Raw genomic sequence first — 23,224 nt, 5'->3', positions numbered from 1 at the left:
AGCATTAAAATTTAAAATTATAAGAAACTCCAGGAACAATTCCGAAAATAGAAAGTCTTCTGGTTTCGTTTGCTCCTGTATCTTCATTAGTTGTAAAACTTACTGAAGCAGCATTTTTTCTGTTGTAAACATTGTAAAGACTGAAAACCCAATAGCTTTGCCAGCCTTTCTTTTTGTCTGGTTTTGGAGTATAAGTCGCGGCAAGATCTAAATGGTGGAAAAGCGGTAAACGGTTTTCATTTCTCAATGAATAATTCGGAACATGAATGCCTCCCATTTCATAATACCCATTTGCGTAAGTCACAGGTTGACCAGATTGCAAAGTGAAATTTCCATTAAAAGACCATTTCGGATTTAATTCATAACTTCCAACAACGCTTAAATTATGCAATTTGTCATATCCTGATAAATACCAATTGCCATTTGCAATGCCTGGTTCTTCAGCTGTTCTTCCTGGAGTTTTTTGCTCAGCGCGAGATAGAGTGTACGAAATCCATCCTGTGAAAACACCAACGTTTTTTCTAAATAATAATTCCATTCCGTACGATCTCGCTTTTCCGTTCAAGATTACTTGTTCAATATTATTGTTAGCCAGAACATCAGCTCCGTCAATATAATCAATACGATTTTGGACATTTTTATAAAATAATTCGGTTTCTAAAGAGTAATCTCCGTCTTTGAAATTTCTGAAATAACCCATTGCATACTGATCTAAAAGCTGAGGTTTTGTAAAAGGTCCGCTTGGAGTCCAGATGCTCATTGGTAACGGAGATTGCGTATTGGCTAAAATATGAATGTATTGCGCCATTCTATTGTAACTCGCTTTTATAGAAGTTTCGTCATTAAAAGCATAAGACAAAGCAGCTCTAGGTTCTAAATTATTAAAAGTACTAATTGCTTGTCCTTTTTTATAATTGATTGTCCCGGTCGGCGTTCCTTCTTCGTAAATTTTATATAAAGGATTGTATACAACTGCCTGACCATTTTCGTAAGTACTAATTGGTTCAGGTCCGAAACGATAAAAAGAACTATAACGAAGTCCGTAACGGAAATTCAGTTTTTCTGTAATCTGATTTTCAAAATCAATAAAAGCAGAAGCTTCTAGAGCATATTTTTTATCCAGTTGTTTGTAATTAAACTGAGAATCTGAAGCAGTAGGAGCAACAACTCCTGGATTAAAATTATAATACAAACCGTCGATACCGTAATTGATTTTAAATTTTTCAGTTTTCTGATAATTCCAATTGTATTTCAAACCGTAACTCTGAATATTGCTGTCCCATTTAAAGCTTTCAATCGGAATTTCAAGATTAAATCTATAATCGCTATAAAAAGCAGATAAATTGCTATTTAAACTATTAGAAAATTTATGTTTCCAGCTTAAAATTCCCATTGTGCTTCCGTAAGTACTCGCAAAACGGTCGTTTATATCAAACAAATCATTTCCAAAATAACCAGAAAACGATAACGTATTATTGGCATCAAAACGGAAATTTAATTTAGCGTTCAAATCATAAAACATGGCGGAGTTGTTATTGTCCGCCAGTTTCATGAACAAATGCGCATACGAAGTACGTCCGGAAAGGATGAACGAACTTTTCTCTTTCTGTATTGGTCCTTGAACCAAAAGGCGGCTCGAAATAATTCCGATTCCACCATTTACTTTATAATCTTGAAAATCTCCAGTTTGTTGTGCTACATCCAAAACAGAAGAAACACGCCCGCCGAATTTAGACGGAATTCCACCTTTATATAAATCTAAACCATTGACAATGTCAGCATTGAAAATCGAGAAAAAACCAAACATATGCGAATCTGCATAAACTGGCGCGCCATCTAAAAGAATTAAATTCTGATCTGCAGCTCCGCCTCGAACGTTAAAACCAGAAGAAGCTTCTCCGGCGTTGGTAACTCCAGGCAGAGTTAGAATCGATTTCAACGGATCTGGTTCTCCCATTGCAACAGGAATTTTTTTGATTTCCTGCATCGAAAGCTTGTTAACACTCATTTGAGTAGTTTTGATATCAGTAGCTTTATTGTTCATTACAATAACTTCTCCCAATTGCTGGCTGTCAGATTCTATGCTGAAATTCATCGTTACATCATCAGAAACGGTAATTTGTTTTTCCTGATTTTTAGAGCCAACATAACTTATTGTAAGAGTGTAAGTTCCGTTTGGAATTTCAAAGCTATATTTTCCGTTAAGATCTGTTATCGTGCCGGCTTCCAATTCTTTAATAAAAACATTGGCACCAATAACAGGTTGTCTTTCATTGTCAAAAATCTGTCCCTTTAGCTTGCTTTTTTTTTTAGTTGCTTTTTGAGATTGAGATTTCTGTTTTACAAAAATATTGTTGCCTACTATAGAAAATTGTACAGATGCAGTTTTGTTTAATTCCGCAATAAGCTTTTCGACTTCGATTTGCTTAAAAGTGCTTTTTTTGGTAAAATATTTTTTGCTAGTATCGAATTGCTCCGTAAAGGCAAATTTATAATCAGACTGATTTTCGATCTGCTTAAAAAAATCTTTTAAAGTTACATTTTGATCTACAGTTACCGTGACCTTTTGCGCAGTCATAGATAAACTGAGTAAAAAAAAGCATGCTGAAATTATATGCTTCATGAAATTTTGTATTTTTGAATTATTATTAAATGGAATAACCTCGTGTTATCCTGAATATGAGGAGGATGTGGAGTTTCGCGGCTTACATCCTTTTTTCTTTTCTATTGAAAAGTAATCTGTTTTAAATCTTCATTGATCTCAAAATTTAGGTTATACATTTCTGATATTAATTGTACAATTATCTTTAAATCCTCTTTTTTATTGATTCGGATTGTAATTTTCTGATTTAGATTTTCATTAGGAAGAATCACTTTATAACCATAATTTTCTTCGATATATTTACTTACGTCAGAAAGTTTTTCGTTGTCAAAATCTACAAAACGACTAAATTCGGTTACGGCTGCGGTATGGTTTCCGTATGTAAATTTCTCGCCAGGTTTTAAAATCCATTTTTGGTTTTGACCTTTTACATTCATCTGAACGCTTCCTTCAAAAAGTTCAACGGTTATTTGTTCATTTTCAGATTCTTTTACAATAAATGATGTTCCTAAAACTGTCGTTGTAGTTTCGTCGCAGAAAACCTGAAAAGGATGTTGTTTGTCTTTTTTAACTTTAAAATAAGCTTCACCATCTATTTCAATTTTTCTATTTAAAGCAAAATTTGCTCCGTAAGAAATTTTAGAATTTGGACTCAATTCTACTTTTGAACTATCTGGTAAAGTCACATATTTTATTGCCGAAGAAGTATTTTCGATAATCGTTTCGGCAATAACATTACTTTCGGTTAGAGAATTTTTATTTAAGAAAATTCCAGTTCCAATAAGTACAAAAAGCAAAACCGAAGCCGCAGCGTAATAACGCCAAGGTTTAGATTTTGTTTTCTTTTTAGCAAAAGTTGCGGCATGAAATTGTTCCCAAGAAGCTTCTTTCTCATTTTCTGAATGTGAAGTTGGAGTTTCATTCCATGCTTTTTCAAATGCATCGTCAAGTTTTTTCTTATCCATTTTTTGATATTAAATAATTTGACAATGAAATCCTTGTTTGGTAAAAACACCATAAACCATTTCCTTGATTTCACGATTGGTTTCGATTTTAAGGATATTTTCACGGCCTTTTTTATCAAAATTGATAATACAATCTGAAATGATGAACTGTAAATGAGCCACAAGTAAACTTGCCTCTTTTTTAGTTCTTACATTAGTTTTATATGCTTCAATATGCATTTCTGTCCTTGTTTTTTATAGATAACAAACGAGAACAGAAAAGTTCCTAATGGTTTTCGATTTTTTTTCGAATAAATTTGCTGGCAAGATAAATGTGATTGGCAATGGTCTTTTCAGAAAGATCCGTTATTTCTGCAATCTCCTTATAGCTAAGGTTTTCCAGTTTGTGTAAAGTAAATATTTTTTGCTGTTGCTCAGGAAGCTGACTAATGAAGTTGTGGAGTTTTTCTTTCCTTTCATCAAAAATTCCAGAATCAGTTTCTTCCTGTAAGATATCAACTTGAGGATCAAGCTGAATTATTTTGTTTTCTCTATTAATGTGGTTGAGAATAATGTTTTTGCAAATGGTAAATAATTGTTTGTCTAGCAAAACATCTTCGTGCAATAATTCTCGTTTATTATATAATCTGATGAAAGTTTCCTGAACAAAGTCTTCGGGAGTTAAGACAGAAGAATTAAACCGGCGGGCAATATTGATAAGTTTATCGTAATAGTTGAAGTAAACTTCTTTAAAAGCTGCTTCATTACCTTTTTTTAAACTTAAAATAAACTTTTTATTGTCCATAACGAAAATATCGCGACCAGTTTTTAACTAATCTAAACTCATTGGTTTCAATATTATTGCATTCAAAATTTAGAGAATTTTAAATATTGAATGTAATAAGTTACAAAGAACCGCATTTTTATTCAAGATTAGACGTAAGTGTTGAAGAAATGTTACAATTTATTTCAATTAAAAACCCTTAAACATTTTGCTTAAGGGTTTTGTGTTTTATTAAAATGATAAATTTTAGTTTTTGTAAGTAAAGATTAGTTTATCTAAAAATTGAAACAGTTTTTCATTCATTTCATTATAATTATGAGATAAAATAGTTTCAGGATTTTGAACAAATAGATGTTTTGTGCTTTTGTCCAATAAATCCGTTTCGCTTTCAATTAAAAGAGAAACGACTTCCGTTGTTAATTCCATATGGCATTGGAAACCATAAACAAGATCAGAATAAGAAACAATTTGAATTGGACAGCCTTCGCTAAAAGCCAAAACTTTACTTTCTTTTGTTAAACCGGGCATATCGTTGTGCCAATGTCCGACATTTAAGATATTTCCGAAATGATTTATTTTCTCGTCATTTTTTCCGTCTTCGGTTAAGGTTATCGGAAATACACCAATTTCTTTCTCGGGGCTATGATTAAATCTTGCTGCTAAAGCTTCTCCAATTAATTGGGAACCCAAACAAACACCAACAACTGCTTTTCCTGCAGAAATGCATTTTTGTATTAATCTGATTTCAGCATCAGCGTCGAAGTGAGGACATTCTTCAATTGTAGTATTTGGACTTTGAGGTCCTCCCATTATAATGAGCATGTCTATAAACTCTATTGAATAGGGCAAAACGTCTTTTTGAAAAACTTTAGAAAAAGAAATTTTGCAGTTTCTGCTTTCTGCCCAAGAAAGATATGCGCCTGGAGCTTCGTAAGTTTCGTGTTGTATAAAGTGTATGTTCATTTTGTCTAATAAATTATATCAAATTTATTTTGATAAAGAACATTTTTACTGGTCCAGCTTTAATTTTAAAATAATAGTCCAGCTTAACGGAACTGATATTTTATTTCTGCTCTAAATTGTCTGCATCAGAAATCTGATCTAAAATATTAGTTTGATTTGGTGAAATGTAGTTTTTTATTTCAGGCGTATTTTCTTTTTTAAAAAGCAAGTCTAAAGCGTTGTAAAGTTTTAATAGAACATCTTTATCTGCTTTTTCGATTTCTAAAGCAGTATTAAAATTAAAAACATAATTGTTGGAATTTCTTACTTCCACTTTTATTGTTTTTGATGTGATTTTAAATTTAACTATATCCATACATTTCCAAATTACTTTCTTCAAAAATGCTAATTTAATAAAGATCTTTATTAAAAAAAGCATTAATTCAAATTAAAAAACCCTTAAACATTTCTGTTTAAGGGTTTTGCCTTTTCGTAGCGAGGACGGGAGTTGAACCCGTGACCTCAGGGTTATGAATCCTGCGCTCTAACCAACTGAGCTACCTCGCCTGGACTGCTAGTAGGATTGTTTCCTTCATTGCGGGTGCAAAGATAGAAATAATATTAAAGCACACAAGAATATTTTGAAGAAAAAAAAATATTTTTAAAAACGCATTGTTTTTGGACATATATTCTTATATTTCCAAAAAAATTAAAAGTAGCACATGGATTCAAAAATACGTTACGAAATCGAGTTTCCGATCAATTCTTCGCCGCAATTATTGTATCAATATATATCAACACCGTCAGGTTTATCAGAGTGGTTTGCTGACAATGTTAATTCAAGAGGTGAATTTTTTACGTTCATCTGGAATGATTCACAAGAAAAAGCACGTCTTGCTTCAAAAAAATCTGGAGAAAAAGTAAAATTCAAATGGGTTGATGACAGCAGCAAAGACACAGAATATTTTTTCGAATTGCATATTTTAGTTGATGAATTAACTAAAGATGTATCGCTTATGGTAGTTGATTTTGCTGAGAAAGAAGAAATTGGCGAGGCTAAACAATTGTGGGAGAATCAGATTTCTGATCTTAAACATCTTATCGGTTCTGTTTAGTAAAAGTCTATTTTATACCTTATATTTGCCCTGAACAAAATTCAGGGTTTTTTTATGATTAATTTTAACGGAAACATAGCGCAAGAAGATAATATACTAACTCTAAACCGCGCTTTTTTGTATGGTGACGGAGTATTTGAAACAGTAAAAATTGTCAACGGAAAAATCTTGTTTCTTGAAGATCATTATTTTAGATTAATGGCTTCAATGCGTGTGGTTAGAATGATGATTCCGATGAATTTTACAATGGAATATTTTGAAGAACAAATTCTCAATTTAGTTAATCAATTGAATATTGCATCTTCGGCAAGAGCTAGAATTACTGTTTTTAGAAATGATGGTGGTTTGTATCTTCCTAAAAGCAATGAAATTTCGTTTTTAATAAATGCTATTTCTCTTCCAAATAAAGCTTACAGTATAAATGCAAACGAATACGAAGTAGATTTATATAAAGATTTCTATGTAACAAAACAACTGTTATCATCTCTTAAAACAACAAATAAGATGATTAATATAACAGGAAGTATTTTCGCAGACGAAAACGGCTTAGCAAATTGTATTTTACTGAATGACAGTAAAAATGTGGTAGAGTTGCTTCAAGGAAATATCTTTATGGTTTCTGGAAAAAAACTGATTACGCCTCCAATTTCAGAAGGAGCTTTAAATGGTATAATGCGTAAACAAATTCTAGCATTAGCGAAAAAAATAGAAGGTATAGAGGTTTTAGAAGAGATAATTTCACCGTTTGATCTTCAAAAAGCAGACGAATTATTTCTAACAAATGTAATCACAGGAATACAGCCGATAACTAAATATCGAAAAAAAGATTTTACAACGAATCTGGCTCATTTATTAGTGCAGAAACTTAATGAATCCATTTCTGAAAATTAATTCAGATATGGATTTTCTGGTGCGTTAGACCAAATAAGATAATCGCCTCCAAGTTCTATAATCTGCTCTTTCCAAAAATGAGTAGTAGATTTTCCGATAATTTTATTTTTATAATTATTATCAGCAATAATCCAGGAGTTACCTTGCATTTCGTTTTCAAGCTGATTCTCGTCCCAACCTGTATAGCCTAAGAAAAAGCGAATATTATTTTTGCTAATAGCTCCGCTGTTGATTAGATCCTTTGTTGACTCGAAATCACCTCCCCAATAAATTCCATTAGAAATCTCAACACTGTTCGGAATTAAGTCTGGAATATTATGAATAAAATAAAGGTTGTCTTGTTCTACAGGTCCTCCGTTGTATATCTTAAAGTTGGCTTCAATTTCAGGTATTAAGTCATTAATGGTATATTTTAATGGCTTATTAATTATAAAACCTATTGATCCTTCTTTGTTATGGTCTGCTAATAAAATTACCGATCTGTTAAAAGATAAATCTCCAATTATTGAAGGCTCGGCAATAAGCAGGTGTCCTTTTTTTAATTTTTCTGAAATCATACGGTTACAATTTTTATTAAATTTAGTCATAAAAAAATTAAAATCACAAAAAAAATCGTTAAACCGCAAAAAAAAACCTTCCATAAGGAAGGTTTTAATTATATTATAAGTTTAGAGAACTTTCTTACTTAGTTCACTGCACCTTCTAATTCAGCTCCAGCTTTGAATTTTACAACGTTTTTAGCTGCGATCTTAATAGTTTTTCCTGTTTGTGGGTTTCTACCATCTCTTGCCGCTCTTGAAGAAACTGACCAAGATCCAAATCCTACTAATGAAACTCTTCCACCTTTTTTCAAAGTAGTTCCTACATTACCTAAAAATGACTCTAAAGCTAATTTCGCCGCAGCTTTTGTGATTCCTGCATCAGCAGCGATAGCATCGATTAATTCTGATTTGTTCATAATAATTAGTTATTAATTGTTGGTTAAAAAAAATTGTTAATACACAAATTTAGTAGGAAATCCGTTGCGTGCAAGTGTTTTCTTTAATTTTAGCAAAAATTGTTAATAACTTGCTTTTTTTGTTCATAAACGATGTTGTTCATCGATGAAAAGCAAGTACAAACCCCTGTTTTACTGAGCTTAATAGACTTTTGCAGCTTCGGAAAAGCTAACTCCATTTAATATTTCGGAAGCTAGCATTCTCTTTTTTCCTGGAAATTGTAGACTTAATAACTGAATAAAGCCATCTTTTATTGCAATCTTGATTTCTTTTTTACTACTAATTAACTTTCCAATCTCATAAGAATGTGATTCTGAGACTAGTTTTGCTTCGTAAATTTTGATGTTTAACTCTTCGCCTTGATCTTTCAAAAAGCACCAAGAAGCAGGATATGGACTTAAACCTCGAATCAGATTATTGATTTCTGATCCAGATTTTGTCCAGTCTATTTTGCAGTTTTCTTTATTTAATTTGTAAGCTGTTTTAATATCGTCATTATCTTCTTGAATGGTTGTGGTTACATTTCCATTTTCAATAATTTTTAAAGTGTCAATAACAGTAGTGCTTCCCAATTCCATTAAACGGTCGTGCAATTGTCCTGCTGTTTCTTCTGGCTCGATTGCAATTTCAGAATTTAAAATCATCGCGCCAGTATCAATTTTATCATCGATAAAGAAAGTCGTAACGCCCGTTTTTGTTTCTCCATTAATAATTGCCCAGTTAATTGGCGCAGCACCACGATAATTTGGTAATAATGAAGCGTGAAGATTGAAGGTTCCTAAACTTGGCATTTCCCAAACTACTTTTGGCAACATTCTAAACGCCACTACAATTTGTAAATTGGCATTTAAAGCTTTTAATTCTGCTAAGAAATTTTCGTCTTTTAAGTTGGTTGGCTGTAATAAAGTAAGATTGTTTGCAAGCGCATATTCTTTTACTGCTGAATATTTTATTTTTTGTCCGCGTCCTGCTGGTTTGTCTGCAGCAGTAATCACGCCGACAACTTCGTAGTTGTTTTTAAGAATGGTATCCAAAATGCCTACAGCAAATTCTGGCGTTCCCATAAAAATAATTCTCAATTTCTCCATTATGATTTTAAAGTGTATTTATTATTCGCTTGTATAACGATGTGATTGTTTTCGAGCAATTCCTGAAGAACCGAAATAATGTCTTTTGCGTCCATTTTTATCTGGTTTTCAATTTCTCTCGAAGTCAAAGAAGCAGTTTTTAGCAAAGATAAAATCTTATCTGCGATCGAATCGGCTTCCGTAATTTTTCCTTTTTGAGTAATGCAGTAAGAACAAATACCGCAATTTTCGCTGGTTTCTTCTCCAAAATAATCCAAAACCAATCTGTTTTTGCACGTTTTGTTTTCTTTTATATAATGCAAAACAGATAAAAGCTGTTCTTTTTTAACTAGATTTTGTTTTTCTAAATATTTCGAAACTCTATTAATAGTATGATCGTCTTCGCGAACTTCATTAAATAATATGGTAGCGTCGTTGTTTTTAGATTTGTATTCTATAATTTCTTTCTCTTTCAGTTTTTCTAAAAGCGCAATGACTTGTTCTTCAGAGCGATTAGATTTTTTTGCAATTAAACCCAGATTCAAATTCGATTTTACTTCATAAACTCCGGGATAAGTTCTCAAAATTGCTAAAATAATTTCCTCATCATTCGGATTCAAACTCATGTATCGAATCACTTCTTTGGATTCAATTAAAAACTGAATATTGATTTTTTCCGAAAATTCCTGAGACATCGTAATAATTCCCTGCTGATTTAAAAACTGTAAAGCATTATATGTTTTTAAAGTCGGAAAATCGTATTTATTACAAAAATGATTCATTTTAAAAGAAAAAGATTCATCTAAACCTTCGCCGTACGCAATCTGAAAATAATTGCACAATTTATTGTACATCGTTTTTAGAAATTTTTTGTCTGGAAGAATGTTTAAAAACTGCTCTTCGGTCTGAATTGCATCTGAATTATTATAAAGCAAAACCGAAAAAGCCTTAGCGCCGTTTCGTCCTGCTCGCCCAGATTCTTGGTAATAATTTTCTAAATTTTCTGGAAGCTGTGTATGAATAACGGTTTTTACATTGTCTTTATCGATTCCCATTCCAAAAGCATTCGTTGCCACAATAACTTGTGCTTGCTCCGACATCCATAATTCCATGTTTTTATCTTTTTCTTTTGCAGAAAGACCGCCATGGTAATAGGTTGCTGTAAATCCTAAAGATTGTAATTGCGAAGAAATATTCAAACATGCCTTTCTATTTCGAACATATATAATAGAAGGTTGCGGATTTTTTTTAAGAATTTGTTCGGTTCTATAAAGTTTATCTTCTACTTCAAAAACCATGTAAGCAATATTTTTACGTTCAAAAGATTGCTGAAAATGTCTCGGATTTTTTAATTCTAATTGCGTTCTAATATCTTCAATAACTCTAGGAGTAGCCGTCGCAGTCAAAGCCAAAAACGGAATTTTAGGAAAAAACTTTTTAAGTTCCGAAATTTTCAGATAAGCGGGTCTAAAATCGTGTCCCCATTGCGAAACACAATGCGCTTCATCTATAGCAATTAAGTTTATCGGGAGATTTTTAATGCGTTCCAAAATCCAATCCGATTGCAAGCGCTCTGGAGATAAGTAAAGAAATTTGTAATTACCGTACTGGCAATTATCCAAAAGATCAATCAATTCTTCTGTATGAATTCCGCCCGTAAGCGCAATTGCTTTAATATCTCTTTTCTGCAAATTCATTACCTGGTCTTTCATCAAGGCAATCAAAGGCGAAATTACGAGACAAATTCCTTCCTGCATCATAGCGGGGACCTGAAAACAAACCGATTTTCCGCCACCCGTCGGAAGTACAGCAAAAGTATCCTGTCCTTCAAGAACAGAATCAATAATTTCTTTTTGCAAAGGTCTAAAACTGTCGTGTTTCCAGTATTTTAGAAGGATATCCTGCGCTCCAAGCATCGCGTTAGTTTTAAAGTTAAAAATTTAGAAAACAGTTCTAGTTTTGCAACTTTAAAACCTTTCGCTAAATTTTGTCTAAGATATAAAGAATTCTGTTTTCAACCGTATCTTTTGGAACCTCAATCAGTTCATACCCATATTTTTTATAGGTCTCAATAAGATGTTCCTGAATTTTAACTGCTTGATCAAAATTTTCATAGCGTTCGGCATCACTTTGGTAAATTTCTTCCCAAGGCGGCAAAATAAAAGTTTTGGTATATTTATAGTCTTCACAAGCCTTTGTGAAATTTTCCGGGTATTCATCGCCAATATAATCCATATAAGCTACAACGTCTGGAATTCCTCGGTCAATAAAAACCACATTATCAGGTTCGTCAAGAGCATTTTTGTATTGTTCAATACGTCCTTCCAAAAGCATTTGGCTAAACAAAAGCGGCTGTTCCAGAAACAGTTGTTCAATACCTTCCTGCTGCGCTTTCATAGTAACCTGTCTAGAAATTTCAGGATAGCAACAAAAGCCACGAGCTACCAATTCGTTAATAAGTGTTGATTTTCCAGTACCAGGTCCGCCAAGTAGGACTATAATTTCTTTTTGCACTATTCTAAAAATAAAGGGCAAATTTACCTAAACTTATTCATAATTAAAAAGAATTTTTACTTGAAGCGAAAGATTTGGCATTTTTTATAGTCATGTCCCGAGACTTCGGGACTGCTGTCCGCTGCAATCTTTTGCTATTTAAAGGAAAAAGCAAAAGGATTTCCTCCCGAAATTTCGGGACCATCAGGGCTAGAAGAGAGGCATGGTTTTGTTTTTGGAATTATTTTGAAAATTAGTTTTTTAGAAATAACAAAGTCCCGGCGGGACGAAATATTTATAGAAAAAAATAATAATCAAAAGTGTAAAGCTCCGGAGGAGCGACATATTTTTGAATAATTTATATGCCGCTCCGCTGGAGCTTTCTGATGCTGGAAAATTATATTTGCTATAAATATTTTGCTCCGCTGGAGCAGTTTTGATTTGAATTGCCGTTGGTTTTAACCAACGGATTAAATGATTTTGGATATTGGCTTTAGCCAAACAAATTATTCACAAAATGAATATCTCGCAGAACCTTTTCCTTTTTTAGAAGGCACAATCAAATGCGATTCAAATTTCTTCCCATTCAAAACATCATTCACAAAATCTAAAACATATTGCTGTCCTTCGTGAAAAAGATAACCTGAGAATTCATGTCCGCCGCCGCAAAAAGTAATCAGTTCAATGTCTTTATGCAAATCTTTCATTTGGTTATAAACCGCATAAGAGCCAAAAAGAATCAACCAACCCGAAGCATTTGTTGGGCAAGAACGATGAGAGCCTGCGGCGTATGGAACGGTATCATCATTGCTTCCATGAGCCAATAACATCGGAATTGCTTTTTCTTTCGTAATCAAATTAATATCCTGAATCGCACCCGAACCGCCGATAAAACCTTTGTATTTAAAATTTTCTGGAAGATTACTTTTGTATAAATTCATCAATTTATAATCCCAAAAAGAAGCTTGAAAACCAATTTCAGCACCAGCGCTAATTCCAGAAATGAAGATTTTTGAAGTGTCTAAATTATATTTATCAGCATTTTCAATTAAGAAAGCTGTTGCCTGCCACATATCACTCACACCAATTTGTATCGCTTTTATTTTTTCAGTTAAAGTTCCTTTGCAACCAAAATCTTTTCCTTTCATGTATAAACTGTACGAAATACTCGCAACAGCATAACCATTTTGTGCCATAAATTTTCCGAAATCTTTTTCACTTGTACGTTCTCCGCCAGAAAATCCGCCGCCAAAAGCGAACATAATTAACGGAATTTTTTCACCAGCTTTTTTCTTTGGCAGATATAAATCTAAATCTAGTTTTAAAGTGTCGTTTTGGAAATAAGTCAGAGTTTTGACTTCTTGTGCTTGAATAGTATTAAATATAAGTACGATAAAAAGTAAAAGGAGTTTTTTCATTCTGTTGTGTTTTTAATCTCGCAAAGTCGCGGAGTCGCAAAGTTTTTTTGCCACGAATTCCACGAATTTTCGCTAATTTTTATTTTTTTTGATTCGCCAAGTTACTTAAAATTGATGAAATTGAATTTTAGGATTGAATAATTTGTGTTAATTAGCGTAATTCGTGGCAAAAAAACATCGTTATTTTTAGAGTCAAAAAATCTAAAATCTAAAATCTGAAATCTGAAATCAAAAACGTATATTTGCGTTTATTTTTAATTACGAATGGAGAACGATAAAGAAAAAAATACAGCCGAATTTTACGAAAGATTAAAATTAGAACTAGATAACGCAAATACTTGGCCAGCAGAATATTTATACAAATTTATTGTTCCGTCTGTAGCCGATAATGTGGAGCGTGTCGAAAAAGCTTTTGACAGAATGGGAGCTGTTATCAAAACAACAAAATCAAAAACAGGTAAATTTACCAGCGTTTCTGTAGATGTTACAATGCACAGCTCAGACGATGTGATCAGTAAATACAAAGAAGTTTCTACAATAGAAGGTATAGTTTCATTATAAACTTATGATCGAAAAATATAAAAGAGAAGCCGCAAGCGACGTTGTTTACAATTTAGAATATAATTCTGAAAGACAGCGATTAATTATTCCAGAGTATGGTCGTCATTTACAAAAATTGATCGATCAGGCTACCGCAATCGAAGATGATGAAACACGTAATAAAGCGGCAAAATATATCATTCAGGTTATGGGAAGCTTAAACCCGCATTTGCGTGACGTGCCAGATTTTCAGCATAAACTTTGGGATCAGCTTTTTATAATGTCTGATTTTAAGCTTAATGTAGAATCTCCTTATCCAATTCCGTCAAGAGATGTTTTGCAACTAAAACCAGAGATATTACAATATCCGCAGAACTTCCCGAAATACAGGTTTTATGGAAATAACATCAAATATATGATTGATGTTGCCAATAAATGGGAAGAAGGTGAAATGAAAAATGCATTGGTGATGGTAATTGCCAACCACATGAAAAAGTCGTTTTTAAGTTGGAACAAAGACACCGTAAAAGATGATGTGATTTTTGAGCATTTATATGAATTGTCTGGAGGAAAAATAAACCTGTTGCACAGTACAGAAGAATTGTTAAACACAACAGATTTAATGCGTACAAACAAGCGTATGTCTAATAAAACAGCTTCTGGAACTCAGCCTAAAACTCAGAATAACAAGAACAATAACAACAAAGGCGGACAAAAAAAGAATTTTCAAAAAAATAATAATCAAAAATAAAAAAAGCTGCTAAGCTACTAAGTTGCTAAGATGCTAAGTTTTTGACTTATGGTCTTAGAATCTCAGAATCTTAGAAACTTTAAAAGAACCTTAACAAAGATCTATGGGAATTTTTAAAATCGAAGGAGGAACTCCTTTAAAAGGAGAAATCACTCCGCAAGGAGCAAAAAATGAGGCATTACAAATTTTATGTGCCGTGCTTCTAACAGGAGAGAAAGTAAAAATTAATAACATTCCTGATATTATAGACATCAATAAATTAATCACTTTGTTGGGGAATTTAGGTGTGAAAATTCAACGTAACGAACCAGGTTCAATTACTTTTCAAGCTGATGAAGTTAACGTTGGATATTTAGAAACAGAAGCTTTCAAAAAAGAAGGTGGAGCGCTTCGTGGTTCTATCATGATTGTTGGACCTCTTTTGGCTCGTTTCGGAAAAGGATATATTCCAAAACCTGGAGGAGATAAAATTGGGCGCCGTAGATTAGATACTCACTTTGAAGGTTTTATTAACCTTGGAGCAAAATTTAGATATAACAGAGAAGATCATTTTTATGGAGTAGAATCTCCAGAAGAAGGATTGCAAGGAACAGATATGCTTCTTGACGAAGCTTCTGTAACTGGAACTGCAAACATTGTAATGGCTGCTGTTTTAGCAAAAGGAAAAACTACAGTTTACAATGCTGCTTGTGAGCCATATTTACAGCAATTGTGTAAAATGCTAAACTCTATGGGAGCAAAAATCACTGGAGTTGGTTCTAATTTGTTGACTATTGAAGGTGTTGAAAGTCTTGGTGGTTGCGAGCACAGAATTCTTCCTGATATGATCGAAATCGGTTCTTGGATTGGTCTTGCGGCTATGACAAAAAGCGAAATCACAATCAAAAATGTTAGCTGGGAAAATTTAGGTTTGATTCCGAATACTTTTAGAAAACTTGGAATTACAATCGAAAAACGTAATGATGATATTTACATTCCTGCTCACAAAAATGGATACGAAGTAAAAACAGATATCGACGGTTCTATTTTAACAATTGCAGATGCACCTTGGCCAGGATTTACACCTGACTTATTAAGTATCGTTTTGGTTGTAGCAACTCAAGCAAAAGGAGACGTTTTAATTCACCAAAAAATGTTCGAAAGCCGTTTATTCTTCGTGGATAAATTAATCGATATGGGAGCAAAAATCATGTTATGCGATCCGCACAGAGCTGTTGTTATGGGGCATAATTTCGAATCTCAATTGAAAGCAACAACAATGTCTTCTCCTGATATTCGTGCAGGAATCTCATTATTGATTGCGGCGCTTTCTGCAAAAGGAACAAGTACGATTCAAAATATTGAACAAATCGACCGTGGATACGAGCGTATCGATGAGCGTTTAAGAGCAATCGGTGCAAAAATCGTAAGAGCTTAAAAGTTGATTAGCCACGAATTCACGAATTATTTTTTTATAATCTTTGAAAATAAAAATTCGTGAATTCGTGGTAAAAAAATAGTCTGAATGACAAACGAACAAAAAGCTGTAAAAGCTACTATTTTTAGTATAATAGGAAATACCTGCCTGGCCCTTATAAAAGGTCTCGCAGGTTTTTTTGGCAATTCATATGCCCTCATTGCAGATGCGATTGAATCGACTACAGATATATTTTCGTCGTGTTTGGTTTTATTCGGAATCAAATATTCTAATAAGCCTGCGGATGAAAATCACCCGTATGGTCACGGACGTGCAGAACCTTTGATTACTTTCTTAGTTGTTGGATTTTTAATCACTTCTGCAACTATTATTGGTTACGAAAGTATTGCTAATATTGGAACTTCGCACGATTTGCCTAAGTCTTGGACATTGTACGTTTTAGGCGCGATTATTATCTGGAAAGAGTACTCTTTTCGAATTGTCATGAAACGAAGCAAACAAACCAATAGTTCTTCTCTAGCAGCAGACGCTTGGCATCATAGAAGTGATGCAATAACTTCTGTAGCGGCTTTCATCGGAATTTCGATTGCCTTGATTATGGGAAAAGGCTACGAATCTGCAGATGATTGGGCGGCACTTTTCGCAGCGTTTTTTATTTTGTATAATAGTTATAAAATTTTCAGACCTGCGCTTGGTGAAATCATGGACGAAAATCTAAACGATGATTTAGTAGAAGAAATTCGTGTTGTTTCCTTACAAGTTCCAGGGATTCTTGGAACCGAAAAATGTTTTATCCGTAAAGCGGGAATGCGTTATCATGTAGATTTACACGCGATTGTTTCGGCAAAAATTTCGGTAAAAGAAGGGCATGATTTATCTCATAAATTGCAAGATACTTTAAAAGAACAAATTCCACAGTTAGGAAATGTTTTGATACACATTGAACCAGATGATTATCATTGTTAAACAAGGTTTAAAGTAACAAAGGGACAAAGGTTTCTGCTTAATGAGATTTTCTACTTTGCTCAAATAGAGAAAATATTAATATAAAAACCCGTTTATTCTTTTATTAAAGAATAAACGGGTTTTTTAGTTTCAATAAAAAAACTCTGTTCCTTTGTTACTTTGCTACTTTGTACCTTAATCTAACACATTCAAAATCTTCAACCCAAATACAACTCCATTTTGCTGTATTCCGCTTTGGTAAGAATGTACATAATCTACTCGGAATAATTTAAATTTTCCAAAACCTAAATTGTCTAAACCAACCGTAAATTCAGAGTAAGGTTTTCTGTCTGGAATTGCCAAAGCATGAAAGCCAAGATTTAAAGTCGATTTTAAAAGATTTAAAAGTGGAATTTTATTCATAATAAAACCAGTGTCGTTATATTCTGAATGCAATTCAAAATAACTATCATTTGTGCTGTTTGAATAATAAGGCATCAGATTAAAAACATTTAAATAACGATCACTTGTTCCTATATGGGTTTGGTTTCCGTTAAAATGTCTGTAGTCGATAAACGAAATGTTTTCCGCATTAAAGAATTTTCCAGCTCTAAAATTTGTTCCTAAAACACCTTTATTGTTTAAAGGCAAATCATATTGTACTGAGGCGCCAAGTCTTTCATATTCGTATTTCTTTTCGCTTGCCGCGAAAGCTTTTTCAAACGCTAAATAAATAGTTGGATATTTATCGTTTTTGAAATTATATCTTCCGTCGGGTCTAGAAATATATTTATTCCCAAAATTAATTCTTGTCGTTATAAGCGCTTTAAATAAATGATGCTGATTAAAAGCAGGCGTTGTAAAATCATTTGGCGCTAAAGGATTGTTAGAACTGTAAAAATCATCTTTTTTAAAGAACGAATAATCAGTCGTATTGAAAAGCGGTTTTCGCTGTTCATAACCAATTCTTCCGGTAAGATTTATTCCGTTTGCAATATCTTGACCGTAATTTATCTGAGCAAACTCCAAATTGTATAGTTTCATATAATTATCTTTAAAAAATAAAGAACTAATTGAATTTACAAATTTGGTAATCGGTTCAGCGTTATTAAATTGTACGGTTTTAGTTCCTCCAGACGCCCAAATTGTTGCATAATTGATGTTATTAAAACGATGGCTAAATTCGCCAATCACTCGGAAACGTTCGTCTGAAAAACCATAATTAAAAGTTGTGCTAATGGAAGTGCTTTTTCCTTTTTCTTCGTCCCATTTTCTAAAAGAGAAACCAGAATCTAAGTTGAATCCTTGAACGGTATTGAAACTTAGAGAAGAAATATTTAGAAGACCTTTATATTCAAAAGAATATTTTTTAAAAGTATTTTTGTAATCATAGCCCATTAAAATGTCCCAAACTTTAAATTTATTGTTTTTGGCATCAATAGAGTCAGTATATTTTCTTGATTTTCTGATAGTTTGAAGACTGTCTTTTTTTGCATAATCGTTGCTTTCTTCAATAGTTAACGGAATTGGACGAATTTCATTCCAAAAAGCATCATCTTTTTTATTCGCATTTTCTTCAAAAGCAACTATTTCATTTCCAAAAGTTTTCTTTTCGAAAGCAGCAGGAAATTCATAATTAGAATAAACGTAATTGAAATTTCCAGAAAACTTTATTCCAAAAAGGCCTGCATTAAAAGAAAGTGTCTGTGCGTTTTTAGACCAGATTTTATTTTTGGCATTATAGCTGAAACTTTGTTTTAAACTCATCGTCTCAGTTAATTCATTTTTCATTCTGTAGCCTTTAATATCTAAATCTATAGCATAAATGGCAAAACTATCGTCTACAATATAAATGTAGCCTTCAAAAACGGGTTCTTTATCACGTTTCGGAATTACCTTAATTTTATTAATCTGCTGTTTATTTTCGTCATAAAATGTACTTTCTAACTTATATTTATAATAATTGAAAGCATTATCGGCAATAGGAGAAATCATTTTGACATCAAAATCCAGAGTGTTATCATAAAAATCATAAGTAGATAAAGCTGCGGTATTATAGCTATAACCTCTATTATTTCCAGAAATTTTTGAGGCGATGATTTTCTCTTTTAATTTGGAAGGTTTTTCAAAAGTAACTTTCGAAATGGTTTCAGATAAATATAAAATTCCTGTTCCAGTTGAATCCAAATTAGAAGCCATATCTGGGCCAAGATCTACTTTTTGACCGAGAATTTTTTTAGGAAGATCTTTAACTTTAAACATTCCTTTCGAATAAAAATCGGCTGTAAAGCGCCCAGTTTTATCCGAATTCTCTTTTTTGTTTGCAATCGCACTTCTAATTATGGCATTTGCAGGATTGTTTTTAGGATCGATAACTACTTCATTTAAAGCAAAACTTTCTTCCTGAAGTTTAACATCTAAAGTGATTGTTTTTGAACCAGATGCAACAGTCAGTTTCTGTGTTTTAAAACCTAGATATTGAAAAATAATTTTGTTCTGACCAATTTCTTTTACATTCAGCTGATATTTTCCTTGTTCGTTTGAAGTGGTGCCAGCGTATGTGTTTTCTTCAAAAACAGATACAAAAGGAAGAGGATTTCCTTTTTCATCGGTGATAGTCCCTTTAATTTGGGCAAAATTGGAAATGGAAAAAAGTAAGAAGGCAAATAAGGTAAAGTTTTTCATGGAAGTAGTTTTCTCCTACAAAAATAAAATAACTTAAAAGCGAGCCTATTAATAATTTGTTAAATTACAAAATGCTGTTGTCATTCTGAGCGATGTCGAAGCCTTCACAAGTGATAAGCTCTTCGACTTCGCTCAGGATGACATCTATTGTGAATTAATTATAAGAAAGATTGAATTGCTAATTCATAACTTTTAAGTCCGAAGCCTAAAATAACGCCTTTTGCATTTCCAGAAAGGTAAGATTGGTGTCTGAAACTTTCTCTAGCATAGGTATTCGAAATATGAACCTCAATAACTGGAGTCGTAACGGCTTTCATAGCGTCGCCTAAACCAATAGAAGTGTGTGTGTAAGCGCCTGCATTCAAAATAATTCCATCAAAAGTAAAACCGCATTCTTGAATTTTACCAATCAATTCGCCTTCAATATTACTTTGGTAATAAGAAAGTTCAACATTTGGAAATTTCGTTTTCAACGTTTCAAAATAATCTTCAAAAGTTTGACTTCCGTATACTTCAGGTTCGCGTTTTCCTAAAAGATTCAAATTTGGTCCGTTGATAATGCAGATTTTCATATTATTTTTTATTTTGAAATGTTGGCATTGCAATGATTTTTGCAATTGTCATTGAATGTTGTAAAAATAAAAAAACCGCTCTAATTAATAGAACGGTTTTTGTAAAAGTATGTGATATATTTTTTAGAACATGAATCCAGCAGAAATTTGGAATACAGAGTTTTTAATGTCAGCATTTTTTGATGCTTCCGTTAATCCTATACCATATCTTCCTTGTAAAAAGATGCTTTCAGTTAGTTTTACTCCTAATCCAGCGTTAAGACCAAATTCAAAAGTTTCGCCATTTTTTACATCAAAATCATTTCTTTCACTTACAAGGAAAGATGCTTGTGGACCAGCTTCGATGCTAAAAGTGTTATTTAAATAAAATTTAGCCATTACAGGAATTGAGATATATCCCAATTCGTTTTTAATATCATCACTTACATCGTCAAATTTATATGACGCTCCTACGGTAGAATATAAAAGCTCAGGTTGGATCGAAAATTTATCTAGTAATTTTACTTCTGCAACTAAACCTGCATGGTAGCTAGTAATTCCGTCCTTGTTAATTTGATCTGGAAAATCTCCCGTTTGACTTGCAAAGTTAACACCGGCTTTAACTCCGATTTTCAATAATTGCGCTTGTACTGCTGCTGATGTTGCAATGAACAAAACAGCTACTAAAAGTATTTTTTTCATAAATAGGTTTTTTAAAATTTGGTATTTTAAATGTTATCTAAAGTTCAAAACTACAGATTTAGCATTTTATTGCATTATATTTTCGATTAAATAATTAATAAAATTCCCACTCAAATGTGAAATTTAAGTTTTTTTGATATTAAAATTGCTTTTATCCTTCTGAATATCAGACTTCTGTTTAGTAATTTTTTTCTGTCTTATTTTAATACTTTTTAAACTTATAGCGGATTATTTTTTGTAAGTCTAATCTTAGTTTTGGCATTCGTAATTAAAAAAATAAAACATGAAAAAAGTAATTTTAGCTGCTATTGCAGTAATGACGTTTGGATTTGCTAGTGCGCAGACAACAGGGTTTTCTAAAGGTGATGTGTTTGTTTCTGGAGCTTTCAATGTAGGTTCTGAAAAAACTGGAGAGGCAAAATCAAATAACTTTACCCTTGTTCCTAGTGTAGGATATTTTGTATCTGAGAATATTGCTATTGGAGCAAAATTAGGTTTTGGAACAACAAAAATTGGTGATGACAAAACTAATGATTTTACTGTTGGAGCATTTGGTAGATACTATTTCACGCCTGCTTCTCAGTTTTCTGTATATGGTCAAGCTGGACTTGATTTAACAAACTCAAAAAGTGGAGATTATAAAGAGAATGAGTTTGGAGCAAATGTTGGTTTAGGTCTAAGCTACTTCCTGTCTAATCATTTTGCTATCGAAGCTACTTGGGTTGGTTTAGGGTATAGTGTAAACAATAATGGAGGAAATGGTGCTGAAAAAACTAATAGCTTTGGTTTAGGTACTGACTTACGTGCTGTTACTTTCGGAGTAATTTACAAGTTTTAATAAAAAACATTTAGTTAGTTTTTTAAGGCCTTTCTCATTTGAGAAGGGCTTTTTTTTGTGAATTGAAACCTTGTGAAATTTTATCTCCTTAACGATTTGTAAATATGTTACTATTTTTTTTGTTAAATTGCAAATATATTTTTAATAAGTATAGTTTTATATTTGATTACGAAAATTAATTTTAACCCAAAACAAATTAGAATGAAAAAAATAATTTTATCTGCCATTGCAATTATGGCTTTTGCATTTTCTAATGCTCAGGAAACAAGATTTGGAGTAAAAGGAGGTTTGAACCTTACAACTTTTGCTGGAGGAAATTATTGGGATGCTAAATCTCTAGTTGGTGCTCATGTTGGAGGTTTTGCTGAAATTAAAGTTATTGAAAGATTAGCAATTCAACCCGAATTATTGTTTTCGATGCAAGGAGCTAAGCTTGATGATTTAAATGTAGATGCAAAATTAAATTATATCAATGTACCTGTTTTAGCGAAATTCTTTATTACTAAACAATGGACAGTAGAAGCAGGTCCTCAAATCGGATTTTTAGTTTCTGCTAAAGTTGATGGAGACGACGCTAAAGATGCCTACAAATCAACTGATTTTGGTTTTAACTTTGGTGGAGGATATAATTTTACAGATAATCTTTCGGTAAATCTACGCTATACTGTTGGTGTATCTAATATCGCAGATTATAATGCGGAAGATTTTGATGAGTATTTTGATAGTCCAAAAAATAGCGTTTTAGCTCTTTCTTTAGCTTATAAATTCTAAGTTTTTTATAAAAAAATATAAAAAAAAGCCTTTCTTTTAGAAAGGTTTTTTTGTTTGTATAGTATTTTTATTATTAAAATAAAAGTCAATATATTCTAAGTATGTTTTTATATTTGGCAGACAAATTTAATCTTAAGACATAATGAAAAAAAATATTTTATCTGCTCTTGTAGTTATGGCATTTTGTTATGCAAATGCTCAAGGAACTGGGAGTAGATTTGGAATTAAAGGAGGAATTAATTTTCCAAATAACTCTTCTGATTTCCATGAAAATGAAAATTTAATGGGATATCAGGTGGGTATTTTTTCGGAAATTAAAACAGATGAAAGATTTGGTATTCAACCTGAACTTCTATACTCAACTCACGGAGTTAAAAATAAATTTGTAAACGATGGAATAGCGTACGATAATGAGGTTAAATTGAGCTATTTAAATTTGCCTATTTTGGCTAAATATTTTGTCATTCAGGGATTAAGTGTTCAAGCAGGTCCTCAAGTTGGTTTTTTAATGAAAGCTGAAGAAAATGGTGTAAATATTACAGATCATACTAAAACTATAGATTTTGGTTTGAATTTTGGTATCGGCATTAATTTTCTGGAAGATTGTTCGGTAGATCTTCGTTATAACTTAGGTTTGTCAAATGCCTTAGATTTTCATGTTGATGATGTTAATTATAAAATTAAAAGCAATATGTTTTCTTTGGCTTTTGGATATAAATTGTAAATTCAATATTTAATATTCTAAAAACCTTTCTCTTTTGAGAAAGGTT

The 23,224-nt window shown here is 32.4% G+C and carries 24 protein-coding genes and 1 tRNA gene; 9 read left to right on the top strand and 16 right to left on the bottom strand.

Annotation, left to right across the window (positions count from 1 at the left end; translation table 11 throughout):
* Window positions 1-4: 4 nt before the first annotated feature.
* The 7 genes from NYQ10_RS00745 to NYQ10_RS00715 form a co-directional block, all read right to left on the bottom strand.
* Window positions 5-2,623 (bottom strand): TonB-dependent receptor, encoded by a 2,619-nt coding sequence (locus tag NYQ10_RS00745; RefSeq protein ID WP_436836301.1) that lies wholly within the window; start codon window positions 2,621-2,623, stop codon window positions 5-7.
* Between the two features lie 101 nt (window positions 2,624-2,724).
* On the bottom strand, window positions 2,725-3,567 hold the full coding sequence (locus NYQ10_RS00740; RefSeq protein WP_289878473.1) for a FecR family protein: 843 nt from the start codon (window positions 3,565-3,567) through the stop codon (window positions 2,725-2,727).
* Window positions 3,568-3,576: 9 nt separating this feature from the next.
* Entirely contained in the window at window positions 3,577-3,786 is a 210-nt protein-coding gene (locus NYQ10_RS00735; RefSeq protein ID WP_223709135.1) for a hypothetical protein, read from the bottom strand.
* A 46-nt stretch (window positions 3,787-3,832) separates the two neighbouring features.
* The gene (locus tag NYQ10_RS00730; RefSeq protein WP_289878472.1) at window positions 3,833-4,351 is read right to left on the bottom strand and encodes an RNA polymerase sigma factor; all 519 of its coding nucleotides are present in this window, start codon (window positions 4,349-4,351) and stop codon (window positions 3,833-3,835) included.
* 225 nt (window positions 4,352-4,576) lie between these two features.
* Window positions 4,577-5,293, bottom strand: coding sequence for a type 1 glutamine amidotransferase (locus NYQ10_RS00725; protein ID WP_289878471.1), 717 nt, complete (start codon window positions 5,291-5,293; stop codon window positions 4,577-4,579).
* Window positions 5,294-5,393: 100 nt separating this feature from the next.
* The gene (locus NYQ10_RS00720) at window positions 5,394-5,672 is read right to left on the bottom strand and encodes a hypothetical protein (protein ID WP_289878470.1); all 279 of its coding nucleotides are present in this window, start codon (window positions 5,670-5,672) and stop codon (window positions 5,394-5,396) included.
* A 93-nt stretch (window positions 5,673-5,765) separates the two neighbouring features.
* A tRNA-Met gene (locus tag NYQ10_RS00715) sits at window positions 5,766-5,839 on the bottom strand.
* Between the two features lie 155 nt (window positions 5,840-5,994).
* On the opposite strand from NYQ10_RS00715, the gene NYQ10_RS00710 reads away from it, so the two are divergent.
* Together NYQ10_RS00710 and NYQ10_RS00705 are read left to right on the top strand one after the other, a co-directional pair.
* Entirely contained in the window at window positions 5,995-6,387 is a 393-nt protein-coding gene (locus tag NYQ10_RS00710) for an START-like domain-containing protein (protein WP_184167403.1), read from the top strand.
* A 54-nt stretch (window positions 6,388-6,441) separates the two neighbouring features.
* Window positions 6,442-7,278 carry an aminotransferase class IV gene (locus NYQ10_RS00705; protein WP_289878469.1) on the top strand — a complete coding sequence of 279 codons (837 nt, stop codon included), beginning with the start codon at window positions 6,442-6,444 and terminating at the stop codon, window positions 7,276-7,278.
* On the opposite strand, the gene NYQ10_RS00700 is transcribed toward NYQ10_RS00705, so the two are convergent.
* From NYQ10_RS00700 to NYQ10_RS00675, 6 genes are all read right to left on the bottom strand, one after another.
* The gene (locus NYQ10_RS00700; protein ID WP_184167397.1) at window positions 7,275-7,835 is read right to left on the bottom strand and encodes a YqgE/AlgH family protein; all 561 of its coding nucleotides are present in this window, start codon (window positions 7,833-7,835) and stop codon (window positions 7,275-7,277) included. The genes NYQ10_RS00705 and NYQ10_RS00700 overlap by 4 nt on opposite strands.
* Window positions 7,836-7,963: 128 nt before the next feature.
* Window positions 7,964-8,236 carry an HU family DNA-binding protein gene (locus NYQ10_RS00695; protein ID WP_008464760.1) on the bottom strand — a complete coding sequence of 91 codons (273 nt, stop codon included), beginning with the start codon at window positions 8,234-8,236 and terminating at the stop codon, window positions 7,964-7,966.
* A gap of 180 nt (window positions 8,237-8,416) precedes the next feature.
* On the bottom strand, window positions 8,417-9,364 hold the full coding sequence (fmt, locus tag NYQ10_RS00690) for a methionyl-tRNA formyltransferase (RefSeq protein ID WP_289878468.1): 948 nt from the start codon (window positions 9,362-9,364) through the stop codon (window positions 8,417-8,419).
* Window positions 9,364-11,259, bottom strand: a complete 1,896-nt coding sequence (locus NYQ10_RS00685) for a RecQ family ATP-dependent DNA helicase (protein ID WP_289878467.1) — start codon at window positions 11,257-11,259, stop codon at window positions 9,364-9,366. Before NYQ10_RS00685 ends, fmt begins: the two co-directional genes overlap by 1 nt.
* Before the next feature lie 64 nt (window positions 11,260-11,323).
* Window positions 11,324-11,857: an ATP-binding protein gene (locus NYQ10_RS00680; protein WP_289878466.1), complete on the bottom strand. Its 534-nt coding sequence runs from the start codon at window positions 11,855-11,857 to the stop codon at window positions 11,324-11,326.
* Between the two features lie 485 nt (window positions 11,858-12,342).
* Window positions 12,343-13,254 (bottom strand): alpha/beta hydrolase family protein, encoded by a 912-nt coding sequence (locus tag NYQ10_RS00675; RefSeq protein ID WP_289878465.1) that lies wholly within the window; start codon window positions 13,252-13,254, stop codon window positions 12,343-12,345.
* A gap of 264 nt (window positions 13,255-13,518) precedes the next feature.
* Here NYQ10_RS00675 and NYQ10_RS00670 point away from each other — a divergent pair, with 264 nt between their 5' ends.
* The 4 genes from NYQ10_RS00670 to NYQ10_RS00655 all read left to right on the top strand — a co-directional run bounded on the left by NYQ10_RS00670 (window position 13,519) and on the right by NYQ10_RS00655 (window position 16,928).
* Complete coding sequence (locus NYQ10_RS00670) at window positions 13,519-13,815, top strand: DUF493 family protein (protein WP_035649758.1); 297 nt, start codon at window positions 13,519-13,521, stop codon at window positions 13,813-13,815.
* A 4-nt stretch (window positions 13,816-13,819) separates the two neighbouring features.
* Window positions 13,820-14,545: a DUF4290 domain-containing protein gene (locus NYQ10_RS00665; RefSeq protein WP_289878464.1), complete on the top strand. Its 726-nt coding sequence runs from the start codon at window positions 13,820-13,822 to the stop codon at window positions 14,543-14,545.
* A gap of 103 nt (window positions 14,546-14,648) precedes the next feature.
* Window positions 14,649-15,962, top strand: a complete 1,314-nt coding sequence (gene murA, locus NYQ10_RS00660; RefSeq protein ID WP_289878463.1) for a UDP-N-acetylglucosamine 1-carboxyvinyltransferase — start codon at window positions 14,649-14,651, stop codon at window positions 15,960-15,962.
* Window positions 15,963-16,049: 87 nt separating this feature from the next.
* Entirely contained in the window at window positions 16,050-16,928 is an 879-nt protein-coding gene (locus NYQ10_RS00655) for a cation diffusion facilitator family transporter (RefSeq protein WP_289878461.1), read from the top strand.
* Between the two features lie 174 nt (window positions 16,929-17,102).
* On the opposite strand, the gene NYQ10_RS00650 is transcribed toward NYQ10_RS00655, so the two are convergent.
* The 3 genes from NYQ10_RS00650 to NYQ10_RS00640 all read right to left on the bottom strand — a co-directional run bounded on the left by NYQ10_RS00650 (window position 17,103) and on the right by NYQ10_RS00640 (window position 20,845).
* A complete protein-coding gene (locus NYQ10_RS00650) occupies window positions 17,103-19,592 on the bottom strand; it encodes a DUF5686 and carboxypeptidase regulatory-like domain-containing protein (RefSeq protein ID WP_289878460.1) in 2,490 nt (829 codons plus the stop codon).
* Window positions 19,593-19,750: 158 nt separating this feature from the next.
* On the bottom strand, window positions 19,751-20,164 hold the full coding sequence (gene aroQ, locus NYQ10_RS00645; protein ID WP_289878459.1) for a type II 3-dehydroquinate dehydratase: 414 nt from the start codon (window positions 20,162-20,164) through the stop codon (window positions 19,751-19,753).
* Between the two features lie 123 nt (window positions 20,165-20,287).
* Window positions 20,288-20,845, bottom strand: coding sequence for a porin family protein (locus tag NYQ10_RS00640; RefSeq protein ID WP_289878458.1), 558 nt, complete (start codon window positions 20,843-20,845; stop codon window positions 20,288-20,290).
* A 283-nt stretch (window positions 20,846-21,128) separates the two neighbouring features.
* On the opposite strand from NYQ10_RS00640, the gene NYQ10_RS00635 reads away from it, so the two are divergent.
* The 3 genes from NYQ10_RS00635 to NYQ10_RS00625 all read left to right on the top strand — a co-directional run bounded on the left by NYQ10_RS00635 (window position 21,129) and on the right by NYQ10_RS00625 (window position 23,178).
* The gene (locus NYQ10_RS00635; RefSeq protein ID WP_289878457.1) at window positions 21,129-21,683 is read left to right on the top strand and encodes an outer membrane beta-barrel protein; all 555 of its coding nucleotides are present in this window, start codon (window positions 21,129-21,131) and stop codon (window positions 21,681-21,683) included.
* A 201-nt stretch (window positions 21,684-21,884) separates the two neighbouring features.
* Window positions 21,885-22,454: a porin family protein gene (locus tag NYQ10_RS00630; protein ID WP_289878456.1), complete on the top strand. Its 570-nt coding sequence runs from the start codon at window positions 21,885-21,887 to the stop codon at window positions 22,452-22,454.
* Window positions 22,455-22,596: 142 nt separating this feature from the next.
* Window positions 22,597-23,178, top strand: coding sequence for a porin family protein (locus NYQ10_RS00625; RefSeq protein ID WP_289878455.1), 582 nt, complete (start codon window positions 22,597-22,599; stop codon window positions 23,176-23,178).
* Window positions 23,179-23,224: the final 46 nt, after the last annotated feature.

The sequence above is a fragment of the Flavobacterium johnsoniae genome (genome assembly GCF_030388325.1).
Classification (GTDB): Bacteria; Bacteroidota; Bacteroidia; order Flavobacteriales; family Flavobacteriaceae; genus Flavobacterium; species Flavobacterium johnsoniae_C.
Note: the sequence above shows the minus strand (reverse complement) of the source record. Positions and strands in the feature narration are given on the sequence as shown.